Source organism: Serinicoccus sp. CNJ-927 (assembly GCF_001942435.1).
Classification (GTDB): domain Bacteria; phylum Actinomycetota; class Actinomycetes; order Actinomycetales; family Dermatophilaceae; genus Ornithinicoccus; species Ornithinicoccus marinus.
In genome coordinates, this window is the sequence record NZ_MKKF01000011.1 from 188,900 (window position 1) to 205,085 (window position 16,186).

Sequence of the window (16,186 nt, forward strand, 5' to 3'; positions counted from 1 at the left end):
AAGGAGCTGTTCATGTCGCTCGCGCCCCTCCTCGCCGCCACTCGTGCCGAGGAGACCGTGTCGGGCGTGCTGGAGTCCGCCGGGGCGGGGACCGGTATGCCCGCGCTGGAGGTGTCGGCCGCCCCCGGGCTGCACCCGAGCCTGGTCGCCCTGCTCGCGACGGCCGAGGCCTCGGGCCCGGTCCTGGCGGTGACGGCGACCGGCCGCGAGGCGGACGACCTCGTCGGGGTGCTCGGCGAGCTGCTGCCGGAGGGGCCCGACGTCGTCGCCGGCTTCCCCAGCTGGGAGACGCTCCCGCACGAGCGCCTCAGCCCCCGCTCGGACACCGTGGGTCACCGCCTCGCGACGCTGCGCCGGCTGGCCCACCCGGACCGCACGGGGGAGGACCCGCTCGCCGGGCCGGTCCAGGTGGTCGTCGCGAGCGTGCGCGCCCTGCTCCAGCCGATCGTCCGTGGTCTCGGCGACCTCGTCCCGGTCCGGCTCGCGGCAGGGGAGGAGCGCCCGCTCACCGAGGTCGTCGAGGCGCTCGCGGCGGCGGCCTACACCCGGGTCGACATGGTCGAGCGGCGCGGCGAGTTCGCGGTGCGCGGCGGCATCCTCGACGTCTTCCCGCCGACCGAGGAGCACCCGGTGCGGGTCGAGTTCTGGGGCGACACGGTGGAGGAGGTGCGGTGGTTCAAGGTCGCCGACCAGCGCAGCCTGGAGATCGCGAGCCACGGACTTTATGCACCCCCGTGCCGGGAGGTGCTGCTCACCGATGCCGTGCGGGCGCGGGCCGCCGAGCTCGTCGACACCCTGCCCGGTGCGGGTGACCTGCTCGAGAAGATCGCCGAGGGCATCGCCGTCGAGGGGATGGAGTCGCTGGCTCCGGCGCTCGTGGACGGCATGGAGACGCTCGTCGACGTGCTGCCGCAGGACTCGCGGGTCGTCGTGCTCGACCCGGAGCGGGTGCGCACCCGGGCGCACGACCTGGTGCGGACCAGCGAGGAGTTCATGCAAGCCGGGTGGGCGGCCGCGGCCGGGGGCGGTGCCGCCGTCCCCATCGACCTGCAGCAGCTGCTCGGGACGGCCTCGTCCTGGTCGCTCGCCGACATGCGCCGGCACGCCCTGGACGCCGGGGTGCCGTGGTGGACCCTCACCGCCTTCGCCGCGGACGAGTCGCTGGAGGAGTTCGTCGACGAGGACGCGGGCGCCGACGAGCCGGACGAGGGAGCCGACCGGTCGCCCGCGGTGACGATCCCCTCCAGCCCGGTGACGGCATACCGCAGCGACGTCGACGCCCTGACCACGGACCTGCGCGGCTGGCTGGCGCAGGGGCGTCCGGTCGTGCTCGCGCTCGACGGTGCCGGGCTCGCCCGCCGCGTCGGTGAGGTGCTGACCGAGCGTGAGGTGCCGCACCGGCTGCACGAGGGGGCCGACGGGCTGCCCGAGACCCTCGACCCGCAGCGGGTGACGGTGACCACCGGTCGGGTCGGGCGGGGCTACGTGCTCGGCGACGACGGTCTCGTCCTGCTCGGCGAGACCGACCTCACCGGCAACCAGGGCACTGGCGGCAGTACCAAGGACATGCGGCGCATGCCCTCGCGCCGGCGGCAGCAGGTGGACCCGCTCCAGCTGCGCCCGGGCGACTTCGTCGTGCACGAGCAGCACGGCGTCGGCCGGTTCGTCGAGATGGCGCAGCGGCAGGTGCAGGGCGCGACGCGGGAGTACGTCGTGCTGGAGTATGCCCCGTCCAAGCGGGGCCAACCGGGGGACCGGCTCTACCTGCCGACCGACCAGCTGGACCAGCTGACGAAGTACGTCGGCGGCGAGGCGCCCACCCTCCACCGGCTCGGCGGCGCGGACTGGCAGAAGACCAAGTCGCGGGCGCGCCGGCACGTCAAGCAGATCGCGGCCGAGCTCATCCGGCTCTACTCCGCGCGGCAGGCCACGCAGGGCCACGCCTTCGGCCCGGACAGCCCGTGGCAGCGCGAGCTCGAGGACGCCTTCGCCTACGCCGAGACCCCGGATCAGCTGGTCTCGATCGACGAGGTCAAGGAGGACATGGAGAAGACCGTGCCCATGGACCGCCTCATCAGCGGCGACGTGGGCTACGGCAAGACCGAGATCGCGGTCCGCGCCGCCTTCAAGGCGATCCAGGACGGCAAGCAGGTCGCGGTGCTCGTGCCGACCACGCTGCTCGTGCAGCAGCACCTGCAGACCTTCGCCGAGCGGTATGCCCAGTTCCCCGTCGTCGTCCGGGCCCTGTCCCGCTTCCAGTCAGACAAGGAGGCGCGCGAGGTCGTCGCGGGCATCGCCGACGGCTCGGTGGACCTGGTCATCGGCACCCACCGGCTGCTCGGCTCGACGGTGCGCTTCAAGGACCTGGGGCTGGTCATCATCGACGAGGAGCAGCGCTTCGGCGTCGAGCACAAGGAGCAGCTCAAGGCGCTGCGGACCAACGTCGACGTGCTCGCCATGTCGGCCACGCCGATCCCGCGGACGCTGGAGATGGCGATCACCGGCATCCGGGAGATGTCGACCCTGGCCACCCCGCCGGAGGAGCGGCACCCGGTGCTGACCTTCGTCGGCGGCTACGACGAGAAGCAGATCGCCGCCGCGATCCGGCGCGAGCTGCTGCGCGAGGGGCAGGTCTTCTTCGTGCACAACAAGGTCAGCTCGATCGAGAAGGTGGCCTCCCGGCTGCGCGATCTCGTGCCGGAGGCGCGCATCGAGACCGCGCACGGCCAGATGGGCGAGCACCGGCTGGAGCAGGTCGTCGTCGACTTCTGGGAGCGGCGCTTCGACGTGCTCGTGTGCACGACGATCGTCGAGACGGGCCTGGACATCTCCAACGCCAACACCCTCATCGTGGACCGGGCCGACGCCTTCGGGCTCTCCCAGCTGCACCAGCTCCGGGGCCGCGTCGGTCGCGGCCGGGAGCGGGCCTACGCCTACTTCCTCTACCCGCCGGAGAAGCCGCTCACCGAGACGGCCGTCGACCGCCTCCAGACGATCGCCGCCAACACCGACCTCGGTGCCGGCATGGCGGTCGCGATGAAGGACCTGGAGATCCGCGGTGCCGGCAACCTCCTCGGCGGTGAGCAGTCCGGTCACATCGAGGGCGTCGGCTTCGACCTCTACGTCCGACTCGTCGGCGAGGCCGTCGCCGCCTTCAAGGGCGAGGGGAGGGAGGCGCCGCCCGAGGTCAAGATCGAGCTGCCGGTCGACGCCCACCTGCCGCACGACTACGTGCCGGGGGAGCGGCTGCGGCTCGAGGCATACCGCAAGCTGGCACAGGTCGCCGACGAGGCCGAGCTGGAGCAGATCCGCGAGGAGCTGGTGGACCGCTACGGCCAGCCGCCGACCCCGGTGCAGACGCTGCTCGAGGTCGCGCGGCTGCGGACGGTGGCGCGCGAGGCCGGCATCAGCGACGTCGCGATGCAGGGGCAGATGGTGCGCTTCGCGCCGGTGGAGAACCTGCGGGAGAGCCAGCAGCTGCGCCTGACCCGGGTCTACCGCGGCACAATCATCAAGCCCGCGCTGCGGCAGATCCTCGTGCCCGCGCCGAAGACGGCCGCGGTCGGCGGCAAGCCGCTGCGCGACCAGGAGATCCTCGACTGGGCCTCCCAGCTCATCCACGCGGTGCTGCTCGACGACATCGCCACCGCCAGCGCCACCTGAGCCCTCAACTCGCGGAATCTGAACACGCCACACCAGTCACACCCGTACCTGAGCACGCTGACGCAGCCGGCGCGTAGGAAATAACCTGCGCTTCGCCTGCATCAGCGTGTTCAGGTCCGGCGGGGGCGTTGAGTCAGGGGGCGCCGGTCGAAGGCACCCAAGCCGGGTATGCGCTCAGGGGACGAAGGTCTCGAGCGTGGCGCCGAGCCGGGGGAGCGCCGCGACGACGTGCTCCTTCGCCTTGCCGCGGAAGGAGGCATACACCTTGCCGAGCGGGTTGCCCTCGACGCGCGCGGCGGCGGAGTCGGCGACCGCGAGCAGCTCATCGGCCACCTGGCCCGACCGTGCCGGGTCCGAGAGATAGCGGCCGAAGGCGACCTCGCCCTTCGCCTCGTAGTGCGGGTCGAGCGAGCGGGCCATGCCCGGGAGCAGCCGGTCCACGCCCTTGCGGACGTTGCTCTCGCTGGCCTTCTTCGCCCCGGCGAAGGCGGTCTTGAGCATCGTGCCGGAGATGCCCTTCTGGGTGGAGATCTCCGCGTCGGCCAGGACGAGGAGCGCGTCGACCACGCGGGGTCGCGTCCCCGGATCGAGGAGGGCGGTGCTCAGGGTGCTGGTGCTCATGGGCCGAGCATGCCACGGGCCGCCCGAGGCGCGGGCCGTGCGATGATGAGCCGCGTGAAGCGCGCATACACCCTCCCCTCCGTCGCCGCGGTCGCCGCGCTGGCCCTCACCGGGTGCAGCAGCGGCCTCGGGATGACCGAGGGCGTCGTCATCGAGGGCACCGGCTACTCGGTGGCCGAGGTCCAGGAGGCCGCCGAGCAGCTCAGCGAGGTCTCGCCCGAGCCGGTGGCCGTGCCGACCGTGATCTACCAGGCGGGCGTCGCGCCGCTGCTCCACCGCTCCTTCAACGACACCAGCTACGAGGTGACCGAGAGCGACGCCCGGCGGGTGCTCTCCGAGGCGGGGCTGGAGGGCGAGGCCAGCGACCTCACGGTCCAGGCGGTGACCTTCCAGGAGTACGGCGCGCTCCTGGGCGACCAGGAGGCGCTCGCCGACGAGGAGCTCGCGCCGGTCATCGCCGAGCTGCAGACCCTCAGCGCGGAGGACATCGGCGCCCTCGAGGTCGAGGTCAACCCGCGCTTCGGGTCGTGGAGCGCCTCGGGCGACGGCGTGCTCCCGCAGGTGCCCGGGTGGATCAGCTCCCCGTCGGGCTGAGCCTGCTGCTCACCTCCCCCCGGGTGGCGCCGGGGCTGCTGTCGGCTGCCGCCTGGCAGACGGTGCGCGGCGCCGACCACGTGCTCGCGGCCGATCCCGATGCCCCCACCCCGCGGGCGCTCGCCGCGGCCGGGATCGAGGTGAGGCCCGCCGGTCCCGACGCCACGCCGCAGCAGCGGGCCGCCGAGCTGCTCGCGCTCGACGGCGCGGTGGTCTGGGTCGGCTCGCCCGACGGCGACCCCGGCCTGGCCGAGGCCCTCGCCGTCCAGCTGCCGGAGGACGACCCGACCGCCCTGGAGCTGCTCGTCGGGTCGTGGGACACCCCGGGCGCCCGGCTGCTGGACGCCGTCGCGGTGATGGACCGGCTGCGCTCGCCGGGTGGCTGCCCGTGGGACGCCGAGCAGACGCACGCCAGCCTCGTCCCCTACCTCGTCGAGGAGGCGCACGAGGCCGCCGAGGTCCTGGACGACCTCGACGCCGCCGTGGGGGACGCCCGGGAGCACGCGATCGACGAGCTCGGCGACGTGCTGCTCCAGGTCCTCTTCCACGCCCGGGTCGGCGCCGAGCACGAGGAGGAGCCCTTCGACGTCGACGACGTCGCCGCAGGGCTGGTCGCCAAGCTCGTCCGCCGCCACCCGCACGTCTTCGCCGACACGCAGGTCTCGGGGGCTGCCGACGTCGCGCACAACTGGGAGCAGATCAAGGCGCAGGAGTCCTCCGGGGCGCCCGCCCGCGAGCACCCGCTCGACGGCATACCCACCGGTATGCCCTCCCTCGCCCGCGCGGCCAAGGTCGCCTCGCGACTGGCGAAGGCGGGCGAGGGGGCAAGGCTCGACGAGCGGGTCGCATCGCTCGAGGCAGAGGGCGACCCCGGCGCGCCGCTCCTGCGGACAGTCCTCGACCTGCGCGCCCGCGGCGTGGATCCCGACCAGGCGCTGCGGCACACCCTCCGCCAGGTGGAGGCCGCGGCACGCCGGGGCGCCGATGGCCCCGGCCCGCCTCCCGAGAGCTCCGCGCGGCGCTAGGCTGGCCGACGACATACCGCCGGTGCTGCCGGTCGATCCCCAGACGCCCCCGTGAAAGGAGCGCACATGGCTGCCATCGATGCCATCATCGCCCGCGAGATCCTCGACTCCCGAGGCAACCCCACCGTCGAGGTGGAGGTCGGCCTGGACGACGGCACCGTCGCCCGCGCCGCGGTCCCCTCCGGTGCCTCGACCGGTGCCTTCGAGGCGGTGGAGCGCCGTGACGGTGACAAGAGCCGCTACCTCGGCAAGGGTGTGGAGAACGCCGTCGCCGCGGTGATGGACGACCTCGAGCCGCGGCTGCTCGGCTTCGACGCCTCCGAGCAGCGCCTCGTCGACACCGAGATGCTGGCCGCCGACGGCACCGACAACAAGGGCGAGATCGGCGCCAACGCCATCCTCGGCGTCTCGCTGGCCGTCGCCAAGGCCGCGGCGGACTCCGCCGGGCTCCCGCTCTTCCGCTATGTCGGCGGCCCCAACGCCCACGTCCTGCCGGTGCCGATGATGAACATCCTCAACGGTGGCTCGCACGCCGACTCCAACGTCGACATCCAGGAGTTCATGATCGCCCCGATCGGCGCGCCGAGCTTCCGTGAGGCGCTGCGCTGGGGCACCGAGGTCTACCACGCGCTCAAGGGCGTGCTGAAGTCCCGCAAGCTCAACACCGGGCTGGGCGACGAGGGCGGCTTCGCCCCCGACCTGGAGTCCAACCGGGCCGCGCTCGACCTCATCATGGAGGCCATCAAGAAGGCCGGCTACACCCCCGGCTCGGACATCGCGCTCGCGCTCGACGTCGCGGCCACCGAGTTCTGCGAGAAGGGGAAGTACACCTTCGAGGGCAAGAAGCGCAAGGCCGCCGACATGGTGAAGTACTACGCCGAGCTCGTCGACGCCTACCCGCTCGTCTCCATCGAGGACCCGCTGGACGAGGACGACTGGGAGGGCTGGGCGCAGATGACCGCGCAGCTCGGCGACAGGGTCCAGCTCGTGGGCGACGACCTCTTCGTGACCAACCCCGAACGGCTGCAGCGCGGCATCACCGACCGCGCCGCCAACGCGCTGCTGGTCAAGGTCAACCAGATCGGCTCGCTCACCGAGACCCTGGACGCGGTCGCCCTCGCTCAGAGCAACGGCTTCCGCTGCATGATGAGCCACCGCTCCGGCGAGACCGAGGACGTCACCATCGCCGACCTCGCGGTCGCCACCAACTGCGGGCAGATCAAGACCGGGGCCCCGGCGCGCTCGGAGCGGGTCGCGAAGTACAACCAGCTGCTGCGCATCGAGGAGGAGCTCGACGACGCTGCGGTGTATGCCGGCGCCGGCGCCTTCCCCCGCTTCCGCGGCTGAGCCCGGTCCGTCGCCGCCCGGGCCGGCGTTCCGCTCGCCGCCCGGCGCGGCGTCCCCGCACCCGGTGACCACGGGCATACCCTGGCCACACCTGTCACACCCCTCCCGCCCGCACGCCCGAGGAGCATCCATGAGCACGGCCCGCGGCCCCCGCGACCGGCGCACCTCGCGCGCCGGCAGCAGGCCGACGGGTCCCGCGCGCCGCACCTCCTCGCGACCGGGTGGCCGGTCCCGTGCCGCGACGCTGCCCAGCGCGCGGCAGGCGCCGGTGCACGTGCGCCGGCTCATCACCCTCGGCGTGCTCCTCGTCGTCATGGCGCTCGTCGTCGCCCCCGCGCTGTCCGGCTTCCTGCGGCAGCGCGCCGACATCAACGCCCTGCACCAGGAGATCGAGACCGAGCGCGAGGAGATCGCCGCGCTGGAGACCGAGCTGGAGCGCTGGGAGGACGACGACTACGTCGAGCAGCAGGCCCGTGAGCGGCTGCGTTTCGTCAAGGAGGGCGAGACGGCCTTCACGGTCATCGACGACACCGGGAGCGACTACACTGAGACGTTGCCAGGAATGGCCCCGGTGAGCGATGACGTGATTGCCGACAGCCCGTGGTACGGCCAGGTGTGGGAATCCGTGAAGATCGCGAACGAAGGGCTCCCCGAGACCACGGAGCCGTGAGCAACGGCCCCGCAGAGAAGGACATGAGCGAACTCGACCGCACCACGCTGGACGAGACCCCCACCGAGGAGGATCTCGAGGTCATCCGGCGCCAGCTCGGACGGGAACCGCGCGGCGTCGTGGCCATCGTGCACCGGTGCCCCTGCGGCTGCCCCACCGTCATCCGCACCGAGCCCCGGCTGCCGGACGGCACCCCCTTCCCCACCAGCTTCTACGCCACCTGCCCCAAACTGACCGGCGCCATCTCCACCCTCGAGAGCGAGGGGCTGATGAAGCAGATGTCGCGGCGGCTGGCGGAGGACCAGAGCCTGCGCTGGGAGTATGCCCAGGCGCACGACGACTACCTGCGCCGCCGCGAGGAGCTCCTCCACGTCCCCGAGATCGCGGGTATCAGCGCCGGCGGCATGCCCAACCGGGTCAAGTGCCTGCACGTGCTCGTGGCGCACAGCCTCGGGGCCGGTCCCGGGGTCAACCCGCTCGGCGACGAGGCGATCGCGGCCCTGCCGACCTGGTGGGAGGGCGGCTGCTGCTCCGGCGTCTCGGCGGTCGAGGACGAGCGCTGCGACTCCTGCCCCAAGCACCACCCGCTGCCCGAGGCCGAGCAGGCCCACCCCGCGGCGCAGGAGGTCGCCGACGACGCGCCCCGCGGGCGCCAGGGCGGGTCCGCCGCATGACGCGCGTGGGTGCCGTCGACTGCGGCACCAACTCGATCCGGCTGCTCGTCGCCGACCTCGAGGCCGGCCCCGACGGGCCCGCGCTGCGCGAGGTGCACCGCGAGATGCAGATCGTGCGGCTGGGTGAGGGCATCGACGCGACCGGCGCGATCAGCGAGGCCGCGATGCAGCGGACGCTCGCGGCCGCGCAGGGGTATGCCGACCAGTGCCGTGAGGCGGGCTGCGAGCGCGTCCGCTTCGTGGCCACCTCGGCCTCGCGCGACGCCTCGAACGCGGCCGACTTCGTGGCCGGCGTCCAGGAGGCCTTCGCCGGCTTCGACGTGACGCCCGAGGTCGTGAGCGGCGAGGAGGAGGCGGCGCTGTCCTTCGCCGGGGCCACCGGGCCGCTGCGGGGGCACGGTGCCCCGGGCCCCTACCTCGTCGTCGACATCGGCGGGGGCTCGACCGAGTTCGTCCTCGGGGACGAGGCGGGCACGGGGGTTGCCGCCGCTCGCTCGGTGGACATCGGCTGCGTCCGGCTGACCGAGCGTCACCTGCGCGACGACCCGCCGAGCGAGGACCAGGTCTGGGCGGCCCTCTCCGACATCGTGCGCGCGGTCGACGAGGTGGCCTCGACGGTCGACCTCACCGGGGTGGGCACGCTGGTGGGGCTGGCGGGGTCGGTGACGACCGTGACCGCGCACGCGCTGGACCTGCCGGCATACCGGCGCGAGGCCATCCACGGGGCCGAGCTCGAGGTCGACCGCGTGGTCGACGCCTGCACCGACCTGCTGCTGAGCCCGCGGTCGCGACGGCGCGAGCTGCCGTTCATGCACGAGGGCAGGGTCGACGTCATCGGGGCCGGAGCCCTGGTGTGGCGGACCGTGGTGCAGCGGGTGGCGCACGACTCCGGGCTGGCGACCGTGCGTGCCTCGGAGACCGACATCCTCGACGGCATCGCCCTCTCCCTGGCCTGAGTCGTCCACAGCGGCTGTGGACGACCCGGGGGAGAAGCTGTGCAGAACCACCCCGCCCCTGGGGAGGACACGCCGACCGTCGCGGACACGCCGACGACCTTCCGCCCACCCCTTGCGAGGGTCCCGGGGACGGCGTAGACATGGTCCCACGCCGCCCGCGAGGGCAGCGGGATCCGCTCGCGGGAGTGGTCCACCCCGGGGCTCCGGCTCCGGGATCTGGTGGCTCCGCCACCACGTCCGGCCCGGTGACGGGGTCGGCGGGACCATCTCAGGCGATCGGGTCGATCGGGAACGTCACACCTCCCCGGTCACTTGTCGGGCCGAGCCCGGCGCCTCGCGCGCCGGCCCCGGTCCTGACCCAGGACCGACCGTCCTCGTGACGGCGTGTCCGAGGGGTCCTCGGCACTCATACTGCCGAGGGCCCCTCATCCATGTGCAGCCGTATCTGGCACGGCCCCCGGTCCTCGGCACCCCCGGAGGACGAATCATGCCGGACACCCACCAGACCTGGCAGGTCGAGCACCTGCCCCACGACCTGAGCTGCCTGAGCTGCACCCACCCGGTGCACACCTACCTGCCGTGCGGCGAGGGATGCGACTGCCCACCGGTCGTCATGCCGGGCGCCGCGGCCGCCACCGCTGCGTGAGCCGTGCCCTCACAGGCGGGCGACGACGTCGTCCAGCATGGTCTCGGTGAGGCGGCCGGTGAAGGTGTTCTGCTGGCTGACGTGATAGCTGCCGACCAGCCGGATCTCCCGACCCGAGCCGGTGGTGAGCCGCGCCTGCGCGCCGTGGCCGAAGCGCGGCTTGGGACGTGGCACCTCCCACCCGAGGGTGCGCGCGGCGACGAGGAACGCGTCCCACCCGATCCCGCCCAGGGCGAGGACCGAGCGCAGGCTCGGCTCGGCCAGGGCGAGCTCGCGCTGCAGCCAGATCCCGCAGGTATGCCGCTCGGCCGGCGTCGGCGCGTTGTCCGGTGGGGCGCAGTGGACCGCGGCGGTGATGCGGACGGTGCCCAGGGTGAGGCCGTCCCCCGCGTGCGTGGTAGAGGCCTGGCTGGCGTAGCCGGCACGGTGCAGCGCGGCATAGATCCAGTCTCCGGAGCGGTCCCCGGTGAAGATGCGCCCGGTCCGGTTGGCCCCGTGCGCCGCGGGCGCCAGGCCGACGACGAGGACCTGCGGGTGCGGGTCGCCGAAGCCCGGGGCAGGACGCCCCCAGTAGGGCTGGTCGGCGTAGGCGGCCCGTCGCGTGCTCGCGACCTCCTCACGCCACGTGACCAGGCGCGGGCAGGCGGCGCACACGCTGACCCGGGCGTCGAGGGTGGCCAGGTCGCGGGCCCCGGCGGCCAGCCGGCGCACCCCGCCCTCGGAACGCGCGACGCGGGTGCCGGGGTCGGCCGGGTCCTGCGGCCATCCCGTGCCGGGCGGGACGGGCGAGGGGAACTCGTGGCCGGTGACCGGGTGCGGGTCGGTGCGCGCGGGCATACCCCCATCCTGCCGCCCCACGCCCACGGCGCGGAGCGCAGGAGTCGTCGTCACCGATCTGCGACAGGTGCCCCCGGCGGGACTCGAACCCGCACTGCGCCCATTTTAAGTGGGCTGCCTCTGCCGATTGGGCTACGGGGGCAGGATCCGGACGCCGGACGCCTGATGGAGGGCCGCACGGCCTACCGACCGGCGCCGGTCCAGAGTACGGCGCGGGCGACGAGGGCGAACTGGCCCTTGGGGTGGGCCCGGAAGAGCGGCTCGCTGCCGAGGAGCACCGCGCGGGAGTCCTCGCCGTCGTGGCTGATCGCGAGCGGCTGGCCCGCGCCGGCCTCCGGGCCGCCCTCACCGCTGGGCGTCGGCCTCCAGTGCCCGCTCACCACGGGGTCCGCACCGAGTCGCTGGTCCACCCGCACGTCGTCGCCCAGGTCGGAGAACCAGACGGGGGAGTAGACGAAGGTGTGAGGTGTTGCGCCGGAGGCGACCGGACTCTCCTGGTCGTTGTCCACCCGGACGACACCGTTGGCGTCACCGCGTCCGCGCACCGGCGTCGCCTCGATCACGCCGAGGGAGTTGGCCAGGCTGGTGCCCGCCACACCGCGCGCCACGAGGCCGCCCCCCTCCGCGACGAAGTCCCGCAGCTCGGCACGGGCCTCCTCGTCGAGGTCGTCCCAGGCGAGGCCGCTGGAGACATACAGCGCGTCGAGCTCGGTCAGGTCTATCCCGTCGTTGAGCGACTCGGTGCTCACCTCGCGCGCGGTCAGACCCATCTCGCCGAAGGCCCACCGCTCCTCGGCGCTGCCGGCCACGCCGACCGTCCGGGCCGAGGGGTCCAGCGGCTCGCCGGAGGCCCGCCGGGGCGCCGCGTCGAGCTCCACCCCGAACCGGCGGACCACGTTGCCCGCGGCCCAGGGATAGCCGCGCGGCACGAGCACCCGGCCGTCCTCGAGCAGCTCCAGCGGGACGCCCTGCTCCAGCAGCAGGCTCACGGCCTGCACGTCGGCGGGGTCGGTCATCGGCAGCGTCCAACCGCTGCGACTGCGGGGCAGCGAGCCGTCGAGATCCACCTCGTCGACGACACGACCCCGGATCCGCAGCGGGTCGCCCTCGGGCACGGTGACCACGTCGGCACCCCAGAGCAGCCCGTGGCTCCACCCGGAGATGTCGTACATCGCGTCCACTCGGTCGGAGATGTCGGTGCCCCGGCCGAGCAGCGTATTCGCCATCCCGCGCTTGGCCTGGTGCATGTCGACGACATAGCTCCCCGCGGGATAGCTGCGGCCCGACAGCGTGACGGAGCGTGTCAACCGCGTCACCTCGACGTCGTTGGCGAGCAGGTGCTCGACCAGCCGGGCGGTGGCCGGGGCCGACCGCTGCTGGTCGCCGACGGGGATGACGTAGGCGCGCGGGTAGGTCGTGTTGTAGACGTCCTCGGGCCCGATGACCCCGTCGAAGAGACCCTCCTCGACCGGCGTCTGCGGCTCGCCGGCCTCGCCCCGCCGGAAGATCTCGACGTGGTCGGCGAGCAGCTCGTCACGGTGCGTGGCGGCATACTCCAGCGTCGCGGTGACCGCCGCGTGCGCGATGCCGGTGTTGATCCGCGAGCGGCGCTCGAGCTCCTCCACGGGCAGGTCGTAGGAGGAGTTGTTGACCCGCAGCGGCACCTCGATCGTGTGCGCGACGGCCCCGTGCAGCGCGGCGTACTGCGGGGTGAAGATCGGCGGCCAGTCATCCCAGCCCTCGTCCCAGTCGCGCAGCGGCACCTGGACCGGCTCGACCCCGTCGTCGGCGTCGTAGCCGAGCCCGTTGATCGCCTCCTCCATGCCGAGGCCGTTGGGGTAGGCGTGCTCGATGAAGAGGTCGTACTCGTAGTTCTCCCCGTGCGGCGGGGTCGTCGGCTCCACCAGGGTCCCGTTGACGTAACCGTGCAGGTCGAGCATGAGCGCGGGCTGCGTCGCGATGAGCGCGTCCCGCACCGCGATCGTCTCCGGCTGGGTGGCGGTGACGAAGTCGCGGTTGAGGTCGAAGCCGGCGCTGTTGCGGCGGGTGTTGCCGTGCCGGCCGTCCGGGTTCATCGTCACGACGAGGTGGATGCGCGAGCGCTCGAGAAGATCCACGACCTGGGGGTCCTCGCTGGTCGCGTAGTCCTCCACGAGCCGCAGGGCTGCGTCTGTGCCCTCGAACTCGTTGCCGTGGATGTTGGCGTTGACGAAGACGGGGAGCTTGTAGCGCTGGCCGAGCTGCCGGTCGCGGGCCGCCCGGGCGGGGTCGTCCGTGATGAGGTCGCGCAGCCGCTCCTGCTGCCGAGCCTGGCCCCGGGTCTCGGGCGCGGTCAGGGTGACGAGGACGACGTCGCGGCCGCCCCCGGTCTGCGTGATGACCTCGGCGGAGACACGGTCGGAGCCGGCCATCGCGGCGTTCAGCCGCCGCGACACGTCGTGGTATGCCGTCAGCCCGGGTTTCAGCGCCGCGTCGGTGTCGTCGACCGGCGGCTCGGGCAGCGGCTCCTGGCGCGGGTAGGGGGTGCCGTCGCCCGGGTGGGTGGTGACCGGGGCCGTGACGACGTCGCCCGAGGGTGCGGCTCCAGCCATCGCGGGGACACCGAGCAGCCCGGCGGACATCGCCAGGGCCAGGGCGCCGGTGAGCGCGCGGGTGCCGGTGCGGCGCGGCATACCACTCCTTCAGACGGGAGCCGCCAGGATAGCCGCACCCGGTGACACGGACCAGATCGATGCCGCGAGCGTGATGAGCGCGCGGAATCCTTCTGTCGGCCCGCGCGTTTATGCTGGTAACACCTGACATCGCGGTCGCTCGACCGCGGTGCCGTACGACTTGGAGGTTCCATGGCCGTCAACCCGGTCTTCAACCGCATCGACAAGGAGGCCGCCCAGGGCGGGTATGCCGGCTTCGGCCAGCCGTCCGGCGGCTACGCGCAGCAGGGGTACGGCCAGGCGCAGGGCGCACCGCCCATGCCGACCGGCTACCAGCCCGGCCCGAGCGAGACCATGTCCGAGCAGCAGCTGCAGGACATGTACGACCAGGCCCCTGCCGGCCCCGCGCAGACCGGTCGCCTCACCCTCGACGACGTCGTCGTCAAGAGCCTCATGCTCTTCGGCGTCGTCGTGGCGGTCGCCGCCGCGACCTGGATGTTCGTCGGCCCGCGACCTGAGGTCGCCATGCCGATCTGGCTGGTCGGCATGTTCGGCTCGCTGGCGCTGAGCTTCGCCATCGGCTTCAGCAAGAAGGTGAACGTCGGCCTCATCCTCGTGCACGCCGTGCTCCAGGGCGCCTTCCTCGGTGCCGTCAGCTCGACCTTCGAGTTGATGTTCCCCGGTGTCGTCACCACTGCTGTGGTCGCCACCTTGGCGACCTTCGCCGGCATGTTCATCGGCTGGAAGGCCGGCTTCATCAAGGTCACCAGCAAGTCCCGCCGGATCTTCGGCATGGCCGCGATGGGCTACATGGTCTTCCTGCTCGTCAACATCGGCGCCAGCTTCCTCGGCTTCGGCGACGGCTGGGGAATCTACAGCGGGCCGCTCGGCATCCTCGTCTCGCTACTCGGCGTGGGCCTGGCGTCCTACTCGCTGGCCGTCGACTTCGACTCCGTGGACCGCGCGGTCAGTGGCGGTGCTCCGGAGAAGTACTCCTGGCTGCTGGGCCACGGCCTGGTCGCCAGTCTGGTGTGGCTCTACATCGAGTTCCTGCGGCTCTTCGCGATCCTGCAGAGCAGCGACTGAGCCTCTCTGGCTCGGCACACCTCGTGACCGGTCTGCGGCCCGTCGGCAGTTCCTCTGCCGGCGGGCCGTCTGCGTCCCGTGCTGCCGACACCGAGCTGGAGCGGGTCGCGCTGCGTTGGGCGCAGCTCCCGGTGGACCGCGCGCTCCGGGCATACCCGGCACTGCGGCGACTGGTGCAGGAGCTCGCGGACGAGACCGCCCGCGTGACCGGTCAGCCGCAGGAGGCGTCCCCGACCTCGGTCCGGCCGTGGTCATCGACCAGCTGCGGGTGATGATCTACGACCGCCGCGAGGCGGGCCTGCCCGACGAGGCTGTGCGTGAGCGCCTTCGCGCCGTGCGGCGCTCGCTTCCCTGATCGCTCGACGCTGTCAATGGCTGTCGGCGCCGGCCTGCGCGGCACCGCTGTCGCTCCCGTGGTCCTCGTCCTTGCCGCCGAACGGCAGGACCGAGACGATGCCGACGATGAGCAATCCGACGAGCAGGCCGAGGATCGCCGAGAAGAAGGTGTTGGTCAGCCAGGTGAGGAATCCGGCGATCGCGGGGATGAGCCCGGCGACGACCTCCTCGGCGTGGTGCACGAACTCGTAGATCGGGTGGAAGCCGAGCTCGTCGATGCCGACGAGCAGGATGTGCCCGCCGACCCAGAGCATCGCGACGACACCCACGATGGACAGGGTCCGAAGGACGATCGGCATCGCTGTGACCAGGCCGCGCCCGAACTTCTGGATCCCCTCGGACTCGCGCTGCGACAGGTTCAGCCCGAAGTCGTCCATCTTGACGATGAGCGCGACGGCGCCGTAGATCAGGGCCGTGATGGCGAGGGCCACGACGACGAGGACGATCGCGCGGTTGAGCAGCGGCTCCTCGGACACCTCGTTGAGCGCGATGACCATGATCTCGGCGGAGAGGATGAAGTCGGTGCGGATCGCCCCCGAGGTGACCTTCTGCTCCGCCTCCGGACCCTTCTCGACGGCCGGCTCGTCGTGCGACGCGTCGTGCCCCACGCCCAGCCACTCCAGCACCTTGTGCGCGCCCTCGTAGGAGAGGTAGCAGCCGCCGACCATGAGGATCGGCGTGAGCAACCAGGGGAGGAAGACGCTGAGCAGCAGCGCCGCCGGCACGATGAAGAGCAGCTTGTTGCGGATCGAGCCGATCGCGATCGTCTTGATCATCGGCAACTCGCGGCTGGGGTCGACGCCGCTGACGTAGCGCGGCGTCACCGCCGCGTCGTCGATGATGACGCCGGCCGCCTTGGAGCCGGCCCGGCCGGCCGCAGCGCTGATGTCGTCCACGGACGCGGCGGCGACGCGGGCGATGGCCGCGATGTCGTCGAGCAGTGCAGCGAGGCCAGCGGCCATCGGATCACCTCACAGGAAGCAGCGGATCGGTCCGCGTCAGGCTACCTGCCGGGGCGCG

Annotated in this window: 14 protein-coding genes and 1 tRNA gene; 10 read left to right on the plus strand and 5 right to left on the minus strand. The window is 72.7% G+C overall.

The window, feature by feature from the left end:
- The first annotated feature begins 12 nt into the window (after positions 1 to 12).
- Positions 13 to 3,663: a transcription-repair coupling factor gene (gene mfd, locus BJF86_RS04890; RefSeq protein ID WP_075817185.1), complete on the plus strand. Its 3,651-nt coding sequence runs from the start codon at positions 13 to 15 to the stop codon at positions 3,661 to 3,663.
- Positions 3,664 to 3,837: 174 nt separating this feature from the next.
- On the opposite strand, the gene BJF86_RS04895 is transcribed toward mfd, so the two are convergent.
- On the minus strand, positions 3,838 to 4,284 hold the full coding sequence (locus BJF86_RS04895; RefSeq protein WP_075817186.1) for a DUF6918 family protein: 447 nt from the start codon (positions 4,282 to 4,284) through the stop codon (positions 3,838 to 3,840).
- A gap of 54 nt (positions 4,285 to 4,338) precedes the next feature.
- Between BJF86_RS04895 and BJF86_RS04900 the strand changes: the two genes are divergently transcribed.
- From BJF86_RS04900 to BJF86_RS18115, 7 genes are all read left to right on the plus strand, one after another.
- Positions 4,339 to 4,878, plus strand: a complete 540-nt coding sequence (locus tag BJF86_RS04900; protein WP_022924474.1) for a hypothetical protein — start codon at positions 4,339 to 4,341, stop codon at positions 4,876 to 4,878.
- Complete coding sequence (locus BJF86_RS04905; protein ID WP_075817188.1) at positions 4,854 to 5,903, plus strand: MazG family protein; 1,050 nt, start codon at positions 4,854 to 4,856, stop codon at positions 5,901 to 5,903. The genes BJF86_RS04900 and BJF86_RS04905 overlap by 25 nt, the downstream gene beginning before the upstream one ends.
- A gap of 66 nt (positions 5,904 to 5,969) precedes the next feature.
- Positions 5,970 to 7,250 carry a phosphopyruvate hydratase gene (gene eno, locus BJF86_RS04910; protein WP_075817189.1) on the plus strand — a complete coding sequence of 427 codons (1,281 nt, stop codon included), beginning with the start codon at positions 5,970 to 5,972 and terminating at the stop codon, positions 7,248 to 7,250.
- Positions 7,251 to 7,380: 130 nt separating this feature from the next.
- Positions 7,381 to 7,920, plus strand: coding sequence for an FtsB family cell division protein (locus BJF86_RS04915; protein ID WP_075810746.1), 540 nt, complete (start codon positions 7,381 to 7,383; stop codon positions 7,918 to 7,920).
- A 23-nt stretch (positions 7,921 to 7,943) separates the two neighbouring features.
- A complete protein-coding gene (locus tag BJF86_RS04920) occupies positions 7,944 to 8,594 on the plus strand; it encodes a DUF501 domain-containing protein (protein ID WP_022924471.1) in 651 nt (216 codons plus the stop codon).
- The gene (locus BJF86_RS04925) at positions 8,591 to 9,550 is read left to right on the plus strand and encodes a Ppx/GppA phosphatase family protein (RefSeq protein ID WP_022924470.1); all 960 of its coding nucleotides are present in this window, start codon (positions 8,591 to 8,593) and stop codon (positions 9,548 to 9,550) included. The genes BJF86_RS04920 and BJF86_RS04925 overlap by 4 nt, the downstream gene beginning before the upstream one ends.
- Before the next feature lie 487 nt (positions 9,551 to 10,037).
- Complete coding sequence (locus tag BJF86_RS18115; RefSeq protein WP_022924469.1) at positions 10,038 to 10,196, plus strand: hypothetical protein; 159 nt, start codon at positions 10,038 to 10,040, stop codon at positions 10,194 to 10,196.
- 9 nt (positions 10,197 to 10,205) lie between these two features.
- On the opposite strand, the gene BJF86_RS04930 is transcribed toward BJF86_RS18115, so the two are convergent.
- From BJF86_RS04930 to BJF86_RS04940, 3 genes are all read right to left on the minus strand, one after another.
- A complete protein-coding gene (locus BJF86_RS04930; protein ID WP_075817190.1) occupies positions 10,206 to 11,033 on the minus strand; it encodes a uracil-DNA glycosylase in 828 nt (275 codons plus the stop codon).
- Between the two features lie 68 nt (positions 11,034 to 11,101).
- Positions 11,102 to 11,175: transfer RNA gene (locus tag BJF86_RS04935), tRNA-Leu, on the minus strand.
- A gap of 40 nt (positions 11,176 to 11,215) precedes the next feature.
- On the minus strand, positions 11,216 to 13,705 hold the full coding sequence (locus BJF86_RS04940; RefSeq protein ID WP_083652725.1) for a M14 family zinc carboxypeptidase: 2,490 nt from the start codon (positions 13,703 to 13,705) through the stop codon (positions 11,216 to 11,218).
- Between the two features lie 171 nt (positions 13,706 to 13,876).
- Here BJF86_RS04940 and BJF86_RS04945 point away from each other — a divergent pair, with 171 nt between their 5' ends.
- Both BJF86_RS04945 and BJF86_RS04950 read left to right on the plus strand, forming a co-directional pair.
- Positions 13,877 to 14,770, plus strand: coding sequence for a Bax inhibitor-1/YccA family membrane protein (locus tag BJF86_RS04945; RefSeq protein WP_075817191.1), 894 nt, complete (start codon positions 13,877 to 13,879; stop codon positions 14,768 to 14,770).
- Positions 14,771 to 14,793: 23 nt separating this feature from the next.
- On the plus strand, positions 14,794 to 15,042 hold the full coding sequence (locus BJF86_RS04950; protein WP_075817192.1) for a hypothetical protein: 249 nt from the start codon (positions 14,794 to 14,796) through the stop codon (positions 15,040 to 15,042).
- 96 nt (positions 15,043 to 15,138) lie between these two features.
- Here the strand turns inward: BJF86_RS04950 and BJF86_RS04955 are convergent, their stop codons facing one another.
- Positions 15,139 to 16,128 (minus strand): DUF808 domain-containing protein, encoded by a 990-nt coding sequence (locus BJF86_RS04955; RefSeq protein WP_075817193.1) that lies wholly within the window; start codon positions 16,126 to 16,128, stop codon positions 15,139 to 15,141.
- Positions 16,129 to 16,186: the final 58 nt, after the last annotated feature.